Origin of the sequence: Winogradskyella arenosi (assembly GCF_003337305.1) — a bacterium.
Classification (GTDB): domain Bacteria; phylum Bacteroidota; class Bacteroidia; order Flavobacteriales; family Flavobacteriaceae; genus Winogradskyella; species Winogradskyella arenosi.
Window position 1 is genome coordinate 188,761 of sequence record NZ_QPJO01000004.1, and the last position, 18,273, is coordinate 207,033.

15 protein-coding genes are annotated in these 18,273 nt (G+C 35.5%); 13 read left to right on the forward strand and 2 right to left on the reverse strand.

Features of this window, described 5'->3' with window-relative positions:
- The first annotated feature begins 248 nt into the window (after positions 1 to 248).
- The 10 genes from asnB (DFQ08_RS12375) (at position 249) to DFQ08_RS12420 (ending at position 12,497) form a co-directional block, all read left to right on the forward strand.
- Positions 249 to 2,036, forward strand: a complete 1,788-nt coding sequence (gene asnB / locus DFQ08_RS12375) for an asparagine synthase (glutamine-hydrolyzing) (protein WP_245935435.1) — start codon at positions 249 to 251, stop codon at positions 2,034 to 2,036.
- 86 nt (positions 2,037 to 2,122) lie between these two features.
- Positions 2,123 to 3,061 carry a glycosyltransferase family 2 protein gene (locus DFQ08_RS12380; RefSeq protein ID WP_114310336.1) on the forward strand — a complete coding sequence of 313 codons (939 nt, stop codon included), beginning with the start codon at positions 2,123 to 2,125 and terminating at the stop codon, positions 3,059 to 3,061.
- Between the two features lie 6 nt (positions 3,062 to 3,067).
- Positions 3,068 to 4,606 (forward strand): lipopolysaccharide biosynthesis protein, encoded by a 1,539-nt coding sequence (locus DFQ08_RS12385; protein ID WP_114310337.1) that lies wholly within the window; start codon positions 3,068 to 3,070, stop codon positions 4,604 to 4,606.
- Between the two features lie 7 nt (positions 4,607 to 4,613).
- Positions 4,614 to 5,828 carry an O-antigen ligase family protein gene (locus DFQ08_RS12390; RefSeq protein WP_114310338.1) on the forward strand — a complete coding sequence of 405 codons (1,215 nt, stop codon included), beginning with the start codon at positions 4,614 to 4,616 and terminating at the stop codon, positions 5,826 to 5,828.
- Positions 5,829 to 6,026: 198 nt separating this feature from the next.
- A complete protein-coding gene (locus tag DFQ08_RS12395; RefSeq protein WP_114310339.1) occupies positions 6,027 to 6,578 on the forward strand; it encodes a serine O-acetyltransferase in 552 nt (183 codons plus the stop codon).
- A 1-nt stretch (position 6,579) separates the two neighbouring features.
- Positions 6,580 to 7,656, forward strand: a complete 1,077-nt coding sequence (locus DFQ08_RS12400; protein ID WP_114310340.1) for a glycosyltransferase — start codon at positions 6,580 to 6,582, stop codon at positions 7,654 to 7,656.
- Entirely contained in the window at positions 7,649 to 8,809 is a 1,161-nt protein-coding gene (locus tag DFQ08_RS12405; protein ID WP_114310341.1) for a glycosyltransferase, read from the forward strand. The genes DFQ08_RS12400 and DFQ08_RS12405 overlap by 8 nt, the downstream gene beginning before the upstream one ends.
- A gap of 21 nt (positions 8,810 to 8,830) precedes the next feature.
- Positions 8,831 to 10,735, forward strand: coding sequence for an asparagine synthase (glutamine-hydrolyzing) (gene asnB, locus DFQ08_RS12410; RefSeq protein ID WP_114310342.1), 1,905 nt, complete (start codon positions 8,831 to 8,833; stop codon positions 10,733 to 10,735).
- A 6-nt stretch (positions 10,736 to 10,741) separates the two neighbouring features.
- Positions 10,742 to 11,878: a glycosyltransferase family 4 protein gene (locus DFQ08_RS12415; RefSeq protein ID WP_114310343.1), complete on the forward strand. Its 1,137-nt coding sequence runs from the start codon at positions 10,742 to 10,744 to the stop codon at positions 11,876 to 11,878.
- A gap of 10 nt (positions 11,879 to 11,888) precedes the next feature.
- The gene (locus DFQ08_RS12420) at positions 11,889 to 12,497 is read left to right on the forward strand and encodes a sugar transferase (RefSeq protein ID WP_317048386.1); all 609 of its coding nucleotides are present in this window, start codon (positions 11,889 to 11,891) and stop codon (positions 12,495 to 12,497) included.
- A gap of 10 nt (positions 12,498 to 12,507) precedes the next feature.
- Here the strand turns inward: DFQ08_RS12420 and DFQ08_RS12425 are convergent, their stop codons facing one another.
- Both DFQ08_RS12425 and DFQ08_RS12430 read right to left on the reverse strand, forming a co-directional pair.
- Positions 12,508 to 13,164 (reverse strand): HAD family hydrolase, encoded by a 657-nt coding sequence (locus DFQ08_RS12425; protein ID WP_114310345.1) that lies wholly within the window; start codon positions 13,162 to 13,164, stop codon positions 12,508 to 12,510.
- A complete protein-coding gene (locus DFQ08_RS12430) occupies positions 13,148 to 14,128 on the reverse strand; it encodes an ATP-grasp domain-containing protein (protein WP_114310346.1) in 981 nt (326 codons plus the stop codon). Before DFQ08_RS12430 ends, DFQ08_RS12425 begins: the two co-directional genes overlap by 17 nt.
- Positions 14,129 to 14,440: 312 nt before the next feature.
- Between DFQ08_RS12430 and DFQ08_RS12435 the strand changes: the two genes are divergently transcribed.
- From DFQ08_RS12435 to DFQ08_RS12445, 3 genes are read left to right on the forward strand one after another with little or no spacing between them, the layout of a single operon-like run.
- Positions 14,441 to 15,565 (forward strand): DegT/DnrJ/EryC1/StrS family aminotransferase, encoded by a 1,125-nt coding sequence (locus DFQ08_RS12435; RefSeq protein WP_114310347.1) that lies wholly within the window; start codon positions 14,441 to 14,443, stop codon positions 15,563 to 15,565.
- Positions 15,562 to 17,463 carry a polysaccharide biosynthesis protein gene (locus DFQ08_RS12440; RefSeq protein ID WP_114310348.1) on the forward strand — a complete coding sequence of 634 codons (1,902 nt, stop codon included), beginning with the start codon at positions 15,562 to 15,564 and terminating at the stop codon, positions 17,461 to 17,463. The genes DFQ08_RS12435 and DFQ08_RS12440 overlap by 4 nt, the downstream gene beginning before the upstream one ends.
- Before the next feature lie 30 nt (positions 17,464 to 17,493).
- Positions 17,494 to 18,270, forward strand: coding sequence for a polysaccharide biosynthesis/export family protein (locus tag DFQ08_RS12445; protein ID WP_114310349.1), 777 nt, complete (start codon positions 17,494 to 17,496; stop codon positions 18,268 to 18,270).
- Positions 18,271 to 18,273 lie beyond the last annotated feature (3 nt).

The window sequence follows — 18,273 nt, forward strand, 5'->3', positions numbered from 1 at the left end:
AGACTAAGGGTTTAAATTTTCGATAAACTGCACCAATCTGTAAGAATTTTACAATAAAATAATTCTCACTCTACATAAATACGACGAACGAACATATTTAGACGTTATAAATTGACATTTAACCTATTAGAGAAAATATTTACAAGAAACATTTAATTCTTAGTTACATTTATTTCCGTATTTTTAGAGTAGAACAATCTACACTTTGGTACAGTGTTATAAATTCAATTTTAATGTGTGGGATATATGTGACTAACATAGCTTATGAAAAGCCTATCATAGAAAAGAAGCTCAAATCTATTTCTTTTAGAGGCCCTGATTATACGGGAATTACAACCGTAGATCAACTTACTTTTGGGCATCTTAGGCTGTCAATTTTAGATTTAGATCCCAGGTCTCATCAACCCATGGTGCACGACCATTTAACCTTGGTTTATAACGGTGAGATTTACAACTATAAAACCATCCGAAGTGAATTAGAAACTTTAGGTTATTCTTTCCATACAGAAAGTGACACCGAAGTGCTGCTCATAGGCTTTAAACACTGGGGTAAAAACGTCCTCGATAAAATGAACGGCATGTTTGCGTTCAGCATTTACAATGCAGAAACCAATACCTTATTTTCAGCTAGAGATCGCCTTGGAGTCAAGCCTTTTTATTATTATTGGCATGAAGGTGCCTTAGAAATTTGCAGTCAGATACGACCCTTATTAAAAGGGAAGACGATTAATGAAGAAGCCATTTCCATATTCTTAGATACGGACTACATTCCTAGCCCCTACACCATTGCAGAACATGTGTACAAACTACCGCCGGGTCACTATATGGAAATTGACTTTTCGCGTCAAACAAAAACCATTCACACCTATTGGAACTTAAAACCTGCCACGATTAAAACCATAAGTTATGAAGCGGCCAAAAACGAACTTCATGATTTACTAAAAGACGCTGTAAAAATCAGGTTACAATCTGATGTTCCTATTGGTTCCTTTTTATCAGGCGGAATTGACTCGTCTTTAGTTTCTAGTATTGCCGCCAAAGTTTCACCAACGACTATAAACACTTTTTCTATTGGGTTTGAAGATCCTAAATACGATGAAAGTAAAATTGCAGAACAGTATGCTAAAATCATAAAAAGTAAGCATACCACAACTATCTGTCGCGCCAGTGATATTATGGAGTTGATTCCTAAACTCACCCAAGTTTATGACGAACCTTTTGCTGATAGTTCCGCATTACCCTCACTGTTATTAAATAAAATAACGCGACAATACGTCACCGTAGCTCTCTCGGGTGATGGTGGAGATGAAAGCTTTATAGGCTATGAACATTTTGATTCCTTAATAAGAAACAAAAGCATCATGGATATCCCTTATCCGATTAGAAAACTGGTCTCAAAATCAGGTATTTTGAAGCTTTTTGGTATGAATACGCACCGAATTCACAATGCCTTAAACACAAAAACGAGAAATGATTTTATAGAAAATATTTTCTCAAGAAAAGGATTCCTATTAAACAAACCCCGTCAAGATTGGATGAAACATTACCAAGGCTATAAATCTTGGTCGTCATTATTTTTACAGAAAGCTGCCGATTTAAATATAAAACTGTGGTTAGAAAATGATAGCAATGTAAAGGTTGATAGAGCAAGTATGGCCTACTCTGTTGAGGTTAGAAGTCCATTTTTAGATTATAGAATTATAGAGTATGCGCGCACTTTACCGATGCATTTTAAATATGAAAAAGGAAGGCAGAAAAAAATCTTAAGAGATATTCTGAAAGACTACATTCCCGAAACCGTTTTTAATCAACCCAAACAGGGTTTCGCCGCCCCTATAGAACATTGGATGCGTCATGAATTACGGGACGAATTTACACAAGCCTTAAATGATGATTTTTTAGAGAAAGTTCCGAATCTTAATATTAAGAAATTCAAACAATTATTTGAAGCTCATATGAGTGGAAAGGAAAATCACCGCACCTACATTTGGAAACTTTTTGTTTTAAGCAAATGGTATGACGAATTTGAATTTTAACTCGCATTGAACCCAATAACCAAAGCAACGCTTTATTTAACCACATGACATAAATGAACCTTTAGTACCTACAATTCCCCTAACCTATGAAACATAAGATTAGCGTCATAATACCCGTCTATAACGTTGAGACCTACTTACCACGTTGTTTGGATAGTGTCATTAACCAAAGCTATAAGGATTTAGAAATCATTTTGGTTAATGATGGCTCGCAGGATAACTCCGGACAAATTTGTGACAGCTATGCCGCTAAAGACCAACGTATTGTTGTAATTCATAAAGAGAATGAAGGATCGAGTTGTGCAAGAAATGTAGGCTTAGATAGCGCTAAGGGAGATTTTATTGCGTTTGTAGATAGTGATGATTATATTCATCATGCTATGTTCGATGTTATGTTAACCCATCTTTTAGAACATCAATTAGATATTGTAGAGATAAGGCCTAATTACAAAAGGTCAGAAGTTCCTCATCTCGATGATTTTGAAATTCAAGATCACGTCGTCGCACTACAGCGAATTATAGAACAAACCACCTTCAATGTTTGGTGCCGCTTGTATAGAAAAACACTAATTGAAGACTTACGTTTTATCCCCAAAATAATTCATCAAGATGTGTTCTTCACCATCGATGTGCTCAATAGAATTGACAAGATTGGATTTTTTAACCTTCCCTTATACTACTACAATTCCGATAACGAAAGTATTATTAGAAGCACCTATTCCTTAAGAAAAATTACAGCAGGTATTAGAGCAACGGAATACTTAACCCAGAATCTAGCGCAACATTCAGCCTTAAAAAACACATTAAAGAATTATGTTACCTATTATTATACCGATCATTATTTTTCGCTGTCTAGGCATACCGAAATAGATGGTGATAAAGCCTTTAGAAAAAAATTAAGAAAAGCTATCATGGATTCATTCACGTTTAAAACTATGAATTTAAGATCTTTAATGGTTATTCTATTTCCTTCAAAAGTTATGGAACTGGTTTCAACGAGTTATAATAAGTTAACCTCAAGATAATGGCATATGTCTAGAGTCGCTTTCACCCTTAAGAATGCTTGGATCGCCTTAGTGTTTCAAGTTTTATATATCATCATCCAATTTTTTTCGAGGACTATTTTTCTTGAAAATTTAGGCGATGAATTTATTGGTACAGTTGAAACTCTTAAAAGTATTTTGCAATTTTTAAATCTTTCTGAACTAGGCATTGGTACTGCGGTAGGATTTGCCTTATACAAGCCTTTGTTTGATAAGAATAGAGCCAAAATAAATGAAATTATCGGGTATTTGGGCTTTCTCTATAAAAGAATAGGCCTTTTTATTCTTAGCGTATCGCTATTACTTATAGCCTTCTTTCCCTTGGTCTTTAAAAACACCACGATAGAACTCCCTATTATTATTTTCTTATTCATTGCCTTGCTCGTCAGCAATTTATTAAGTTATTTCTTTGCCTATTACATGTTTCTTTTTCATGCCGATCAGAAAGGTTACATTAACACCACCATTGGTCAATCTGTATTTATATTACGGTTATTTCTACAGTGTGTAGTCCTACTCTATCTTAATGATATAATCCTCTGGATTGCCCTAGAACTCTTAACGCCATTTATTTATATCTATATCCTTAGAAAGAAAGTCAGACAAACCTATCCATGGCTTATTTTTAATTTAAAAATCACCAAGGTCATTCGGAAAAACCAGAAAGGCTTACTGAGAAAAATAAAACAGATAAGCTTTCATAAACTAGGCAGTTTTGTAAGTAACAGTACGGATAACATAATTATTTTCTCACTGGTTTCTCCCGCTATGGTGGCCTTTGTAGGCAATTACCAGATGATCATGAACAACATCAACCTCTTGGTCAGTAAATTATTTGAAGGAACAGATGCTGGTGTTGGCAATTTGGTGGCTGAAAACAATAAAACCAATATGCTGAAAGTGTTTTGGGAGTTCATGGCGCTGAGATTTTTTATTGCAGGATGCTCTACCGTTTTACTCTATACCGGTTTTAATGATTTAATCACCATTTGGCTCGGTGAAAAATACCTGCTTTCTAACACTATTCTTACGGTGTTAATTCTGATATTTTTTATGCTACAAATAAGACAACCCGTAGACAGTTTTAAACAAGCTTACGGACTTTATGATGATATTTGGTCTCCTGTTATACAAAGTCTTATCAATTTAACTTTATCTATAATTTTTGTTATTAAATATGGAGTTTTAGGCGTGTTTTTAGGGACTTTAATTAGCCAGTTTATCATTGTTATGCTATGGAGACCTTATTATGTTTTTAAATACGGATTTAAAATTAACCACTTCATGTATTGGAAAGGCATTAGCTTGCATCTTCTCTATGTGGTCATGGCTTTGATGATCTATAAGTATTGTGCTTCATTTTTTGAAATTCAAGAGAATCTAAACCTATTCTCCTTATTAGGAACTCTAATGAAATTTGGAATCCTCTTTTTCTTAATTTATTTCTCTATCTTAAGCCTATTAAGCAAAGGCTTTAAAGATTTAATCTCTAGACTATTTATACTCATTAAAAAGAAAATTAAGTAATCTAACTATGAAATACCTCATTGCTGTTTTACTCATCTTATTGGCGTCTTATGCTGATATCTTTTTATTTAGAATAGGTATTATTCCGTTGCAACCGTCGTATTTTGTTATTCCGCTTTTTTTAAGTGTTTGTTTAATTAAATACCCGCTCTTAGATTATTTAGACATTTTAAAATCGCATTCCTTTAAATTTTTCTTAAGTATTTTAATTTTCTCTATTGTTTATGCCGCAATCACTAAAGTGAGTACCGCAACAATAACCACTAATGTTACTTTAGATATAATTACCTTATTAATTTATGTATTTGCCGTACATTTTTTTAGAACCGAAAAAAAGCCTTTAGTTTTTGCGGCCATCTTTTTCGCCTTTGTCACTCTTGCCGGTAGTGTGGTGTATGATTTTATTATCGGATTGCCCAAGTACAGCGTTAAACTATCTGAAGCAGTTAGAAAAGGTGGTTTTGGCGAAAACCCCAACCAAGCAGCTTCTGGTATTAAGTTTCTAGCCTTAGCAACATTGGTGTTTTTAAATCGTTTTAAAACCAAACGCATGATTCTTATTGCCGCCATGGTTATTGCTGTGTTCCTAACCTTTTCTCGTAGCGGTATTGTTTCTGTAATCCTAATTTTAGTTTTTGGGATCGCTAATAACTGGAACACCAATTTTACAATTACCGTTCCGATCCTTTTTAAAAGCCTCTTTAAAATGGCCCTTCTTTTTTCGACCTTATATCTAGGTTTGGTCTTATTAGCTGGGGTTATTAAGGACAACTTCCCTGCCTTTACGCGCGGTGCTGCAGGAGACCGTATTGATCTTATTATTGGTAAAAGTGAAAAAGGCGCTATTTCTGAAGATGTTGGGTCTGGCGGAGGTCGTGGCGACCTAATGTTTGAATATTTCAGAAAATTTAAAGCGCAGCCTTTTGGTTATGGTACAGGGTACACTTCTGAAAAACGCTTTAACGCTTTAAATACGCATAACTACTACCTCTTTTTAGCCGTTAATTACGGTATCCTAGCCTTAATTATTTATCTGATTTATTTAGGTTTTGGAATTAAAATTGCCATACAATCAGATCAATTTTACTATTTAATTTTCTTAAGCCTGCTTATTTTTGAAGGCCTAATCTCCCATTCCATTTATCAAGAAAGAGCGCTTTTAATAAGCTTAGCCTTTTTTGATAGCCTCATCTATAAACGACAGCAAGAAAATCTCGAATAAAAAAGAATTTGCACCCTTTAAAAAAGCCACTTTTTATCAATTAAATAAAAAAATCACACCACAACAATAACGAATCTTGCATTTTAACCCAATTTATTGCTGATCTGTCAATTAATACTACAAAAAACAGATTTAATTTTCATATTTGTTAGAGACCATAAAACGTTCCAAGCGTAGATTGTAAAACCGAATAGGCAAATGAAACATATAGATAAAATTATAAAGACTGATTTATATCGATATGGTGGCCTAACGCGAATTTTTAAAGGAAAACGCAACCCCGGTTTTCATTATATGTATTACCTCCGGAAAGCCTCACAACATCAAAAAAGGTCGCTTTTAGGAATCTACTACTATCTTATCATAAAACGTCTTGGATATAAATACGGCTTTCAAATTCCGGTGACTACAACCATTGGAAAAGGATTTTACATCGGTCATTTCGGGACAATAGTAATTAATAAAGACAGTATTATAGGAGACTATTGCAATATTGCCCATTGCACAACCATAGGGCAAACAAATAGAGGTCGACTTGAAGGAAGTCCTACTATAGGAAATTTTGTATGGATTGGTACAGGTTGTGTCATTACAGGGAAAATAACAATTGGAGACAATGTCCTCATTGCCCCTAACTCTTTTGTCAATTTTGATGTTCCTGCAAACTCGTTGGTTATAGGAAATCCTGCCAAAATAGTAAGTAAAGACAATCCTACAGACGGATATATCAATAATATTTTAAGCACATAATATGGAGACCAAGACCAAAACTGATATCGTTTTTATATTACCCAACCTCCTGCCTGGTGGCGCTGAGCGTGTGTTTTCTTTTATAGCTCAAAATATAGATAAAACACAATTTAATGCTACGCTCTTAATTATAGGGTTCTCCAAAGATGCTTCTTACGATGTGGAAGGTATAAACCTCGTGTTTTTAGAAAAATCACGTGTTCTAAATGGTACGATTCCCCTATTTAAATTTCTTTTAAAACATAAGCCCGATATTGTACTAAGTGCCGTTGGTCACCTAAATACTATAATGGCTTATATGTCGCTGTTTTTCCCTAAGACAAAATTTATAGCCCGAGAAGTTACTGTACTCAGCGTTGATGTTGATTTTTTTAAAACGAATAGCTTCGATCCATGGAGCCTAATTATAAAAAAAAGATTTCATTTTTTTGACAAAATCATCTGTCAGTCTCAAGACATGCAAGACGATATTATAAAAAACTACACCATTAAACCTGAAAAGATTGTGGTAATCAACAATCCCATTACAGACCATTTTCAACTTAAACCCGAACCCCCTTCAGAAGGCGTTGTTCAGTTTATTACCGTGGGAAGACTCAGTAAAGAAAAGGGATACGAACGCTTATTAAAAATTCTTTCTAAAGTAGAATTTCCATTTCATTATACCATTATAGGAAATGGCAACCAAAAAGAAGCCGTATTGTCACTAGTAGATGAATACAACTTAACAGACAAGATTACGCATATTCATTTTACTAAAGAGGTTTCAAAATATTTAGCCAAGAGCGATTTTTTCTTGCAAGGTTCTTATTACGAAGGCTTTCCCAACTGCCTCATAGAATCCTGTTCTGTAGGGACTCCGGTGATTGCCTTTGACGTACCAGGAGGCACTAAAGAAATTATTGAGGATGGTGTAAACGGTTATTTGATGGCTAATGAAGCCGATTTTTTAGAAGCCCTAAACCACTCCAAATCATGGAACCCTGAAGCGGTGAGAAAATCGGTATACAGCAAGTTTAATAGAACTAAAATTATACAACAATACGAAACCCTATTTAATGATCTTATAAATGCCTAAAGCCCCTATGAAATTAGCGATATTCATATATTCATTATCTGGCGGTGGTGCCGAAAGACAGACCTCATACATCCTGTCTTATTGCCACAACCACAATATCGATGCCCATTTGATTTTAATGAATACGCTGATTAAATATGAGATTCCGAAGGAAATTCCTATTCATTATTTAGAGCAATCAGAATCAGATGAAAACGGAACCATAAAAGCTTTAAAAATTCCGTATTTGGCCTATAAATATTCAAGACTATTAAAAAAACTTCAAATTACACATAGTGTTAGCCTTTTAACACGGCCTAATTACATCAACCTAATAGCCCAAAAGTTAACACGACATCCGTTTAAGGTCATCGTGAATGAATTGGCGTTTCCGTCTTTGCAGTACAGTTATCCTGGTTTTCAATCGAAATTCAACAAAACCTTGATTAAAAACCTCTTTAAAAATGCCGACTTAATTATCAGTAATTCTGAAGGTAATGCTAAAGATCTTATTGACAATTTTGAAGTTCCAAGTCGCATTGTAAGTGTGGTGCATAACCCTATAGATTTAAAAAAAATAAATGCGATCGCACCAGTGTCTGATATTTTTGAGCCACAAAATTTTAATATCATTACTTTAGGGAGGTTAGATGTTGGTAAAAACCATAAAATGCTTATTGAAGCTATTGCACAGTTAAACCATCCACGCGTACGACTTTATATTTTTGGCGTGGGCGATATGCAGGAGCCTCTAGAAGATCTTATTAAAAAATTAGATGTCGACCAACAAGTATTTCTCATGGGGTTTGACCCTAATCCGTACCAGTATCTAAAAGCAGCAGACCTTTTTATGTTTGGCTCTAATCATGAAGGTTTTCCAAATGTCTTACTAGAAGCCATGGCATGCCAACTTCCTATTCTTACCACAAATTGTGAATCTGGTCCTAATGAAATTATGGAACTCAAAATCATAAAAAACGACCTTATGATTACAGATTACGGCATTTTGGTTCCTATAAAAAATAAGGATCTAATGGCAAAAGGCATTCAATACTTTTTAGACCATAAAACTTATGCTGAATCGTGTAAAACCCACGGGAAGCATCGCATCCTAGCATTTGAAAAAAATAATATTTTAAAAAAATATTTAGACCTTATCATTAACACCAAGTAACCCAACCCTAAAGCAATTAAAATGTGCGGAATTAACGGTATTATCACCACATCTCAAAAAAGTAAAGAAGACATCAGGTCTATTCTTAACACGATGAATACCCTTATTATTCATAGAGGTCCAGATGACGATGGCGTTTATGCCGATGAAAATGCTACGCATTCTGTGGGCATGGGCATGAGACGCTTAGCCATTATAGATTTATCTACTGGAAAACAACCTATGTATTCAGATGATAAGCAAATCACTATTGTGTTTAATGGTGAAATATATAATTATAAAGCCCTAAAATTGAGATTAGAATCGGAAGGACTTCAGTTTAAAACCACAAGTGATACTGAGGTGATCTTAAGAGCTTATGAGCGGTTTGGTGTCGAAGCTTTTCAGTGGCTCGATGGTATGTATGCCTTCAGTATTCATGATAAAAGAAAAAACAAACTCTATATCGCAAGAGACTTTTTCGGAGAAAAGCCGCTGTATTACACCCAAACCGACAAGGCTTTTATTTGGGCTTCAGAATTAAAATCGATCATAAAAACTATTGATTTTACACCTCAAATTTCAAAGAAAGGCTTAAACTTATATTTCAGACTAACCTATATTCCTGCTCCTCATACTATTTATGAGACTATCTTTAAGCTAGAAGCTAACCATTATATCACTTATGATATTGCCAATCAAAGGACATCCATACACGAAATCCATAAAGGGCCAAAGGCTGAAACAGCTCCTTTAACCTTTGAACAAGCAAAACTTAAAACAAAAGCATTGGTATACGCTAGTGTAGAAAGCCGATCTATTGCAGATGTAGGCTTAGGCACCTTTCTATCGGGCGGCGTAGATTCCTCAATTATTTCCTTATGCTTGGCACAAACCACAACAAAAAAAATTGATACCTTTTCTATAGGTTTTAAAAAAGCGTCTTATGATGAAACGGATAAATCTAGAGTTGTCGCTGAACAATTAAATAGTAAGCACCACGAATTTATCATTGACGAAGATGATCTAAAGAATAACATTCATCAAATTTTAATCAATTTTGATGAACCTTTTTCCGATACAGCAGCCCTACCCACACATCTACTTTCAGAAAAAACAAGAGCCCATGTTACGGTGGCTTTAACGGGCGATGGTGGCGATGAGGTTTTTGGAGGCTACAACAAATATTACATCGGTAAAATGAATAAAAAATATACCACTATTGTTCCTAAAACCTTACATGAAAAAATTAAGCACTTAAGCGGGAAATACCTTATCGATAAAGACGATACCAGAGGAAGAAAATTTCAAATCAATAAATTATTGAATGCCATCCATTACGATGGCGAATTCTACTGGGATATTATCTCTTTAGCCAATACCAAAACGCAACTCGCAGAGCTATTTACCCCAGAGTATTTCGATGCTGATATTTTTAAAGCCTATAAAACCACCTTAGGAAAACAAAAAATTGAAAGTCTGACCGATTTTAGAGCTGTAGATAAAATTTTAAGCTTAGAAGGTGGTATGTTAGCTAAGGTAGACCGTACCAGTATGTTAACCTCTTTAGAATGTAGAGCTCCTTTTCTTAACCGAGAACTTTGGGAGTTTACCAACACACTGCCAGAAGCTTATTTAATGAAAGGTTGGAATAAAAAACATATTTTAAAAGAAGCCTTTAAAGATCAGTTTCCTGAAGGGTTTTTAGAAAAAAGTAAAAGCGGATTTGGATCTCCAACTGGCGACTGGCTAAGACAAAGTCTAAGAGTAGAACTGGAACACTATATTGAACCTAAACTTCTAAAAAAACAAGGTTTTTTCAATATCGCCGTTATCACCAAGCTTGTAAAAGACCATTTAAGCAGTAAAAAAGACAGCACTTTTAGAGTTTGGTCGTATTACTGTTTTCAAAAATGGTACCACTACAATTACCTCAATCAAAACTAAGCCGATATGAAAAAGAAAAACATCTTACTTATTGCGTCTTATGCAGGCTCCTTAATTTGGTTTAGAGGTGATTTTATAAAAAGTCTTATTGCTAACCAATTTAAGGTGTTTACTGCCGCCCCTAATTATACCGAGGAGGATATTGAAATGCTTAGCGATTTAGGTGCAACGCCGGTAGAGTTTAATCTGCAACGTACTGGCCTTAACCCTATAAACGACTTTAAGTCCATTAAAGCATTAAGGACCATTATTAAAAACAACAACATAGATTTGGTGTTTCCTTACACTGTTAAGCCTGTCATTTACGGTTCTTTTGCCGCTAACAGTTGCAATGTTCCGGTAACCTCACTCATTACCGGTTTAGGGTATGCCTTTACCGGACTTAGCCTTAAAGCTAAAATCTTACAGCGTTTTAACGAAATGCTGTATAGGCTCTCCATCCGAAAAAACAAAATAATAATTTTTCAAAATAAAGATGACCATCAACTGTTTTTAGATCGGCATGTCATTTCAAAAAAGCAAACCGTTGCTTTTGTCAGCGGCTCTGGCGTTAACCTGAATACCTTTACGTTTAAGGAGAAAGAAACTTTAAACCCTATTCGTTTTCTATTGGTTGCCCGTCTTATTGAAGAAAAAGGCATCGCTTTATATATGGAAGCTGCCAAACAATTAAAAAAGAATTACCCAAGGGCCGAGTTTCATCTTATTGGTGTGGTAGAAACCTCCCCTTCTGCCATCAATGAAGAGGAACTGAATAGATTGCACCAAGAAGGAATAATTATTTTTCATGGTCCACAATCTAATGTAGCAACCCACCTTCATAATACCAATATCTTTGTTTTACCGAGTTATTACCGTGAAGGTTTACCAAGAACCACATTAGAAGCCTGTGCTACAGGCACCCCTATAATCACTACAGATTCCGTGGGCTGTAGAGAGGCTGTAAAACCCGGTAAAAACGGATTCCTTATTCCTCCTCAAAATTTAGAGGCTTTAGTAGAAGCTATGGAATACTGCATTACCCACCCCGAGGAATTAAAGGCTATGGGAAGAGAAAGTAGAATCTATGCCGAAGAACGATTTGATGTCAACATTATAAATAAAGACCTCGTTCAACTTATAAAAGCGGTCTTAAACGTGTAATATTATGAATATATACAGATCTTTTATTAAACCCTGTGGCGATGTTTTAGCCGCTACCTTAGGCCTTTTACTCATAGCGCCTATTTTTCTTATTTTGATGATTAGTTTATTTATCCTTAATAATGGTAAACCGTTTTTTTATCAAGCTCGCACAGGAAAAAATGGACAAATTTTTACCATCATTAAGTTTAAAACCATGACAGATAAAACCGATGCCAACGGCGACTTACTTCCTGCCATGGAACGCGTCACTAAAGTGGGGAATTTTTGTCGAAAATTATCCTTAGATGAATTGCCACAACTTATCAACATTATAAAAAGAGACATGAGTCTTATTGGCCCACGCCCCCTCCTACCACAGTATTTACAGTACTATAATGAAGAGCAAAACCGAAGACATGAGGTTTTACCAGGCATAACAGGTTGGGCACAAGTCAACGGCCGAAACACCATAAGCTGGGAGCAAAAGTTTGACTACGATGTTTACTATGTAGAGCATCAAAGTTTTAAATTAGATTTTAAAATTCTTTTAAAAACGATTGATAAAGTCATCAATAGAAAGGACATCAACAGTTCTGAAAACCTAAATATGCCAGAATTTAGAGGCAGTGACACTTAAGGTTTCAGGATTAAACTACCGTTAATTGCTTGAAATCGATAATATAATGATCGGGTTGGTATTTGGCTTCCATACATTGATGCGATTCATAATGGATGTTTTTACCATTATCTACTAAAGCTATGGTTTTCCACCCTAAGACATTGGGCACAATAAAATCTTTTTTCAAATTATCAGCAATATAGCAGTAGCTACAATGCGGTAAAGCAGACTCTAAAGCTTTAAAGTTAGCTAGACAGGGTTTTTCAGTACCAATCTCTTCAGAGATAACAATTTTATCAATATCATTATAAATGCCCAAACGTTCTAATTTTACTCGCTGCGTTAGGGATCTTCCGTCTGTAATTACACCTATTTTTCCTTGATTCTGTTTTATGGCTTTAAAGACGTCCAACACGCCATCAAACAACTGAATATCCGGAATATGATTCCGATACCTATCAATTAGTTCAGTAGTCTCAATAGCATAGCATTCCGATAAGAATTCAAAAACATTATGCTGAGAACGGTAGAGCGAAAACATCTTAGAATAAAGCATTTCCCATTTTTGGGGATCTAAAGTTTGTGCAATAGCCCTATAGGCCGATTTCAGATACTCTAATTCATTATATAAAGTATCATCCAGATCAAATACAACCGCAGTATTTTTACTAACCTTTAAATCCATGGACTAAAATTTCGTCATCGTACCGTATCATTAACAAATCACGCTCCCAAACATCAAACTTATCTTCTATAGTTTTTTCAAGCAAATATTCATCAATAAGCCATTTAGTATAGTTGGCCCCAGAGAGGTAAGACAAGGGGTATCCGCCTCCAAATCGCGGGTTGATTTCAATGGCATATATTTGTGACGCATCGGTTTTATGAAGAAAAAACTGTGCCGTTAAACACCCCACAGCCCCCTTAACAAACTTCAAGTGTTTCTTTAAGTAAGGCACCAATTCATTACTAACAGTCAATGCTTTATAAACTTCACCATCCCTAACCGATAAGCGTTTTCTTGGAACTATACATCTGAGCTGATGGTCTTTTGAATAATACAAGTCGCAAGTGAATTCTTCAAATTTATCATGATCTATATATTCTAAAAACATAAGTTTATCATTCTGAAAATGATAATCCGTAAGGTCGTCTTCCGTTTTTATAACATAGGTATCTACACTTCTGCTTCCATCAATAGGTTTGATAAATAAAGGTAAAACATAATTATCTTTGGTGTATTCATTGGCGACTTTTATATCATGAGAACCAAAGAAATCGTGAATGACGCGCTTGTTTCGGCATGCATTCACAAATTTTATTGAAGAAATTACCACTTCAATCCCTTCCGCTTTAAACATGGCTTTGTTTTGAGCAAGAGCAAGTAATTCGGTATCAATGGTCGGAATAATTAAACCTATATTGTTTTTTTTACATAAATAAAGAATAACGGAAATATAGTCTGGAGCATCTAGTTTAGGGACATCAAAGTGACCATCGGCTATATGACAGGCCGCTGACATCATAGGTTTTACATCTGCCGCAAATACTTTAGCTGTAGGCACTATTCTTTTTAATTCCTTTTGAAACGACCTTACTAAAGAAACTCTCCGTCCGGCTGAAGTGATTAAGACATTGACATTCTCCATTTAAGTTTGCGTTTTCAAGATTTTATTCAGCATAAATATAAGTAATATAATCCGTCTTTAAAACACGAACATCAGAGATCTTTATGAAACTAATCTCTAAAAATATTATTAATTTGATAATTTAAGCCATAATTTTTTATAAATTCAACATAATCCATTCATAAATTAATAAGAACGTAATTTTATACCCTTCATCGTTTTATTTGGTGAAATTCGAGTTAAAAGCGCATATTTAACATACCTTATTAACGGTATTTGGCTTAAGAGGCCAAAACAGTAGATTAAACACAAACCTTACAACTTTTTACATTTATGAAACCTAAAATTTGGTTGTCTTCCCCACATATGAGCGGTAACGAACTTAGCTACATCCAAGACGCTTTTGATGCGAATTGGGTAGCACCTTTAGGTCCAAATGTAAATGGTTTCGAAAATGATTTAACCACATATTTACAGGAAGAACGCCATGTTGCTGCATTAGCTTCTGGCACTGCCGCCCTACACCTTAGCTTAATTCTTTTAGGTATTGGACAAGGTGATGAGGTCATTTGCCAAAGTAAAACCTTCTCGGCCTCTGCGAATCCCATTATATATCAAGGAGCAACACCCGTTTTTGTGGATAGCGAGGAAGAGACATGGAATATGTGTCCAGAACAGCTAGAACGCGCTATACGCGATAGAATTTCTAAAGACAAGACTCCAAAAGCCATCATTGCAGTCCATTTATATGGTATGCCTTATAGCGTTGATGAGATTAATGCCATAGCCTCAAAATACAACATCCCCGTTATTGAAGACAGCGCTGAAGCTTTAGGAAGCCTATATAAAGGACAACATTGTGGTACTTTAGGAGATTTCTCAGTGTTATCCTTTAACGGCAACAAGATTATAACCACTTCTGGAGGTGGTGCATTAGTGATCTCTACTTCAGAATTAAAAGAAAAAGCTATTTTCTTAGCGACGCAAGCCAGAGATCAGGCGCCTTATTATTTGCATTCTGAAATCGGCTATAATTACAGAATGTCTAATATCGTAGCAGGAATTGGTCGCGGACAAATGACCGTTTTAGACCAGCATGTAAAACAACGACGTGCTAATTACAATCATTACCGCGAAGCTTTTAAAGCAAACACTCAAATAACATTCTTAAAAGAACCTGAAGGAATGACTTCTAACCGTTGGTTAACCTGTATCCTTTTAGATAGCGAAACCACAAGAGAAGGTTTGAGACAAGCCTTAGAACATGAAAACATAGAATCGAGACCTTTATGGAAACCGATGCATCAACAACCTGTTTTTAAAGCTTACCCCCATTATTTGAATGGCGTTTCTGATGCTTTATTCCAGCGTGGCCTTTGCCTACCAAGTGGTTCTAACTTAACGGAAGAAGAACTTAACCGCGTTACAAGAACGGTACATGCTTACTTTAAAACATGATATACAAGTTATTAAATAAAATTTCGAAAAAATACGCCTCTAAATGGTTAGTGCTCATTTTTGACATTTGCATTGTCATGGGGTCGTTTTTCATTGCTTATTTAATACGTTTTAATTTTCAAATCGATTTTGACGTCATCACCCTGTTGAGTCAAATTCCATATGTCGCTGTTATTGCAGCTATTAGCTTTTTGTCCGTGGGCTCTTACAAAGGCGTGGTCCGTTTTACAGGCTTCAAAGATATTTTAAACATTATTATTGGTACCAATATCTTAGCAACACTATTAATATGTTTCACGTTTTTAAGTCGAAAAACACTTGGTTCGGATAGTATCTTTAACATTTCCGGATCCATCATCTACATTCATTTGTTGCTGAATATGCTCTGTCTTATGGGCGCTAAACTCTTTATAAAGTCGATTTACATCAACATTACACAAGATATTCGTTCCAGCTCTAACGTTTTAATCTATGGCGCTGGAAATTCAGGAATGATTACCTATGATGCTATAGAAAATGATACCAAAAGTCGCCTTAATGTTGTAGGATTTATTGATGATGACGAACGTAAAGTTGGAAAAAAAATTAATCTCCTTAACGTCTACGACTTAGAGTCTTTAAATCCTAAACTAATTGCTAGATTAGATGTTGAAGATGTGATTATCTCCATGCAGAACATAGACTCTACACACCTGCTTCAAATCACCGAGAAGCTTTTCGCTTTAGATCTAAAAGTAAAGATCGTCCCTCCTGTTCAGAGTTGGATTAATGGCGATTTAAGTGTAGGACAAATCAAGGAGGTTAAAATTGAAGACTTATTGGGCCGTGATCCTATCAACATAAAAAATCCAGATCTAGAATCGCAATACAATAATAAAGTCATCCTAATTACCGGAGCAGCAGGCTCCATAGGAAGTGAAATATGCCGTAAAATAAGCTTATACAATTACAACACCTTAATACTAATAGATAACGCAGAATCTGCACTTTATGACATTCAACAAGAATTTAAACTGCAGGGACTAAAAAACATAAAAGCCATAGTTGCCGATGTAAGAAACCGCAACCGTATTGATCAGATCTTTTTAGAATACAAGCCCAATATCATTTTCCATGCGGCCGCTTACAAACATGTTCCTTTAATGGAAAGCACGCCTTTTGAAGCCGTGAGCGTCAATATTGGCGGTACTAAAAATGTAGCTGATATTGCTGTGAAACATAAAGTTGAAAAATTTGTTTTAATCTCCACAGACAAGGCTGTAAACCCAACAAACGTTATGGGCGCAACTAAACGTATTGCCGAACTCTATGTGAGTTGCTTAAAAGACAAGGAACAAACCCGTTTTATTACCACCCGATTTGGAAATGTTTTAGGCTCTAACGGTTCTGTAATCCCTTTATTTAAAAAGCAAATTGAGAAAGGAGGCCCTTTAACGGTAACCCACAAAGATATTACGCGTTATTTTATGACCATTCCTGAAGCCTGCCAATTGGTTTTAGAAGCTGCAGCAATGGGAGACGGAGGAGAAATTTTTGTTTTTGATATGGGAACTCCAATCAAGATTTTCAATCTCGCTACAAATATGATTACCCTATCCGGCCTGCGTTATCCTGAAGATATTGACATTAAAATTACAGGCTTAAGACCAGGAGAAAAAATCTACGAAGAGCTATTAGCCGATGGAGAGAACACTAAGAAAACTTACCATCATAAAATAATGATTGCAAAAACGAAACAATTTGATATCGAATGCATTGAAACGAAAATTAATCAACTTTCAGCGATTAAAACATGTACCCAGCCTCTAGATATCGTATCTTCGATAAAGCAACTTATTCCTGAATATATATCTAATAATTCGGCCTATGAAATTTTAGATCCGCATAGCAACCAGTGATCACGCTACTAATTAATACCAAATCTAAATATGAAAACACGTTTTCTCACGCTCACCATCCTATCTTGCTTTATACTCTCCTCTTGTGGGTCGCGTAAAAAGTTAATCTATTTTCAAGATGAGTCTTATACTGAATTCAAAATGCCTTCAGAGCCTGTAGAGCTCACCTATAAGCCCGATGACATTTTAACCATTAACGTTTCGGCCTTAGACCCAAACACCGTGCGTCCTTTTAATTTACCAGTAGTATCTAACAACACTTTAGACGTGACCACCGCTCAAGGCGCCCTGCAACAGCAATCGTATTTAGTGGATTACAATGGCAATATTGAGTTCCCGGTATTAGGAACTTTAAAAGTAGAGGGTTTAACCCGAACCGAATTAACAAATTTATTGGTTGACGAAATTAAGAAAATGGCCAATGACCCTATTGTTAATGTCCGACTCGCCAATTTCACCATTACCGTACTTGGTGAGGTTGCCTCCCCTGGAACGTTTACCATGCAAGATGAAAGAGTCACGCTTTTAGAAGCTCTAGGTTTTGCCAATGACCTTACGATATTTGGAAAGCGTAAAAACGTAAAATTGATACGAGAAGTTAATGGTATAAAGAAGTTCTCTACTATCGATTTAACCTCGAGTAACGCGGTTAATGCGCCACATTACTACCTCCAACAAAATGATGTTATTTATGTAGAACCTAACAATGCCCGTATTCGATCGTCTACTTACAACCAAAACAACAGTGTGTTAATCTCCGCCATAGGAACCTTAACCACGGTGATCGCCGTATTCTTAATTAAATAAAAT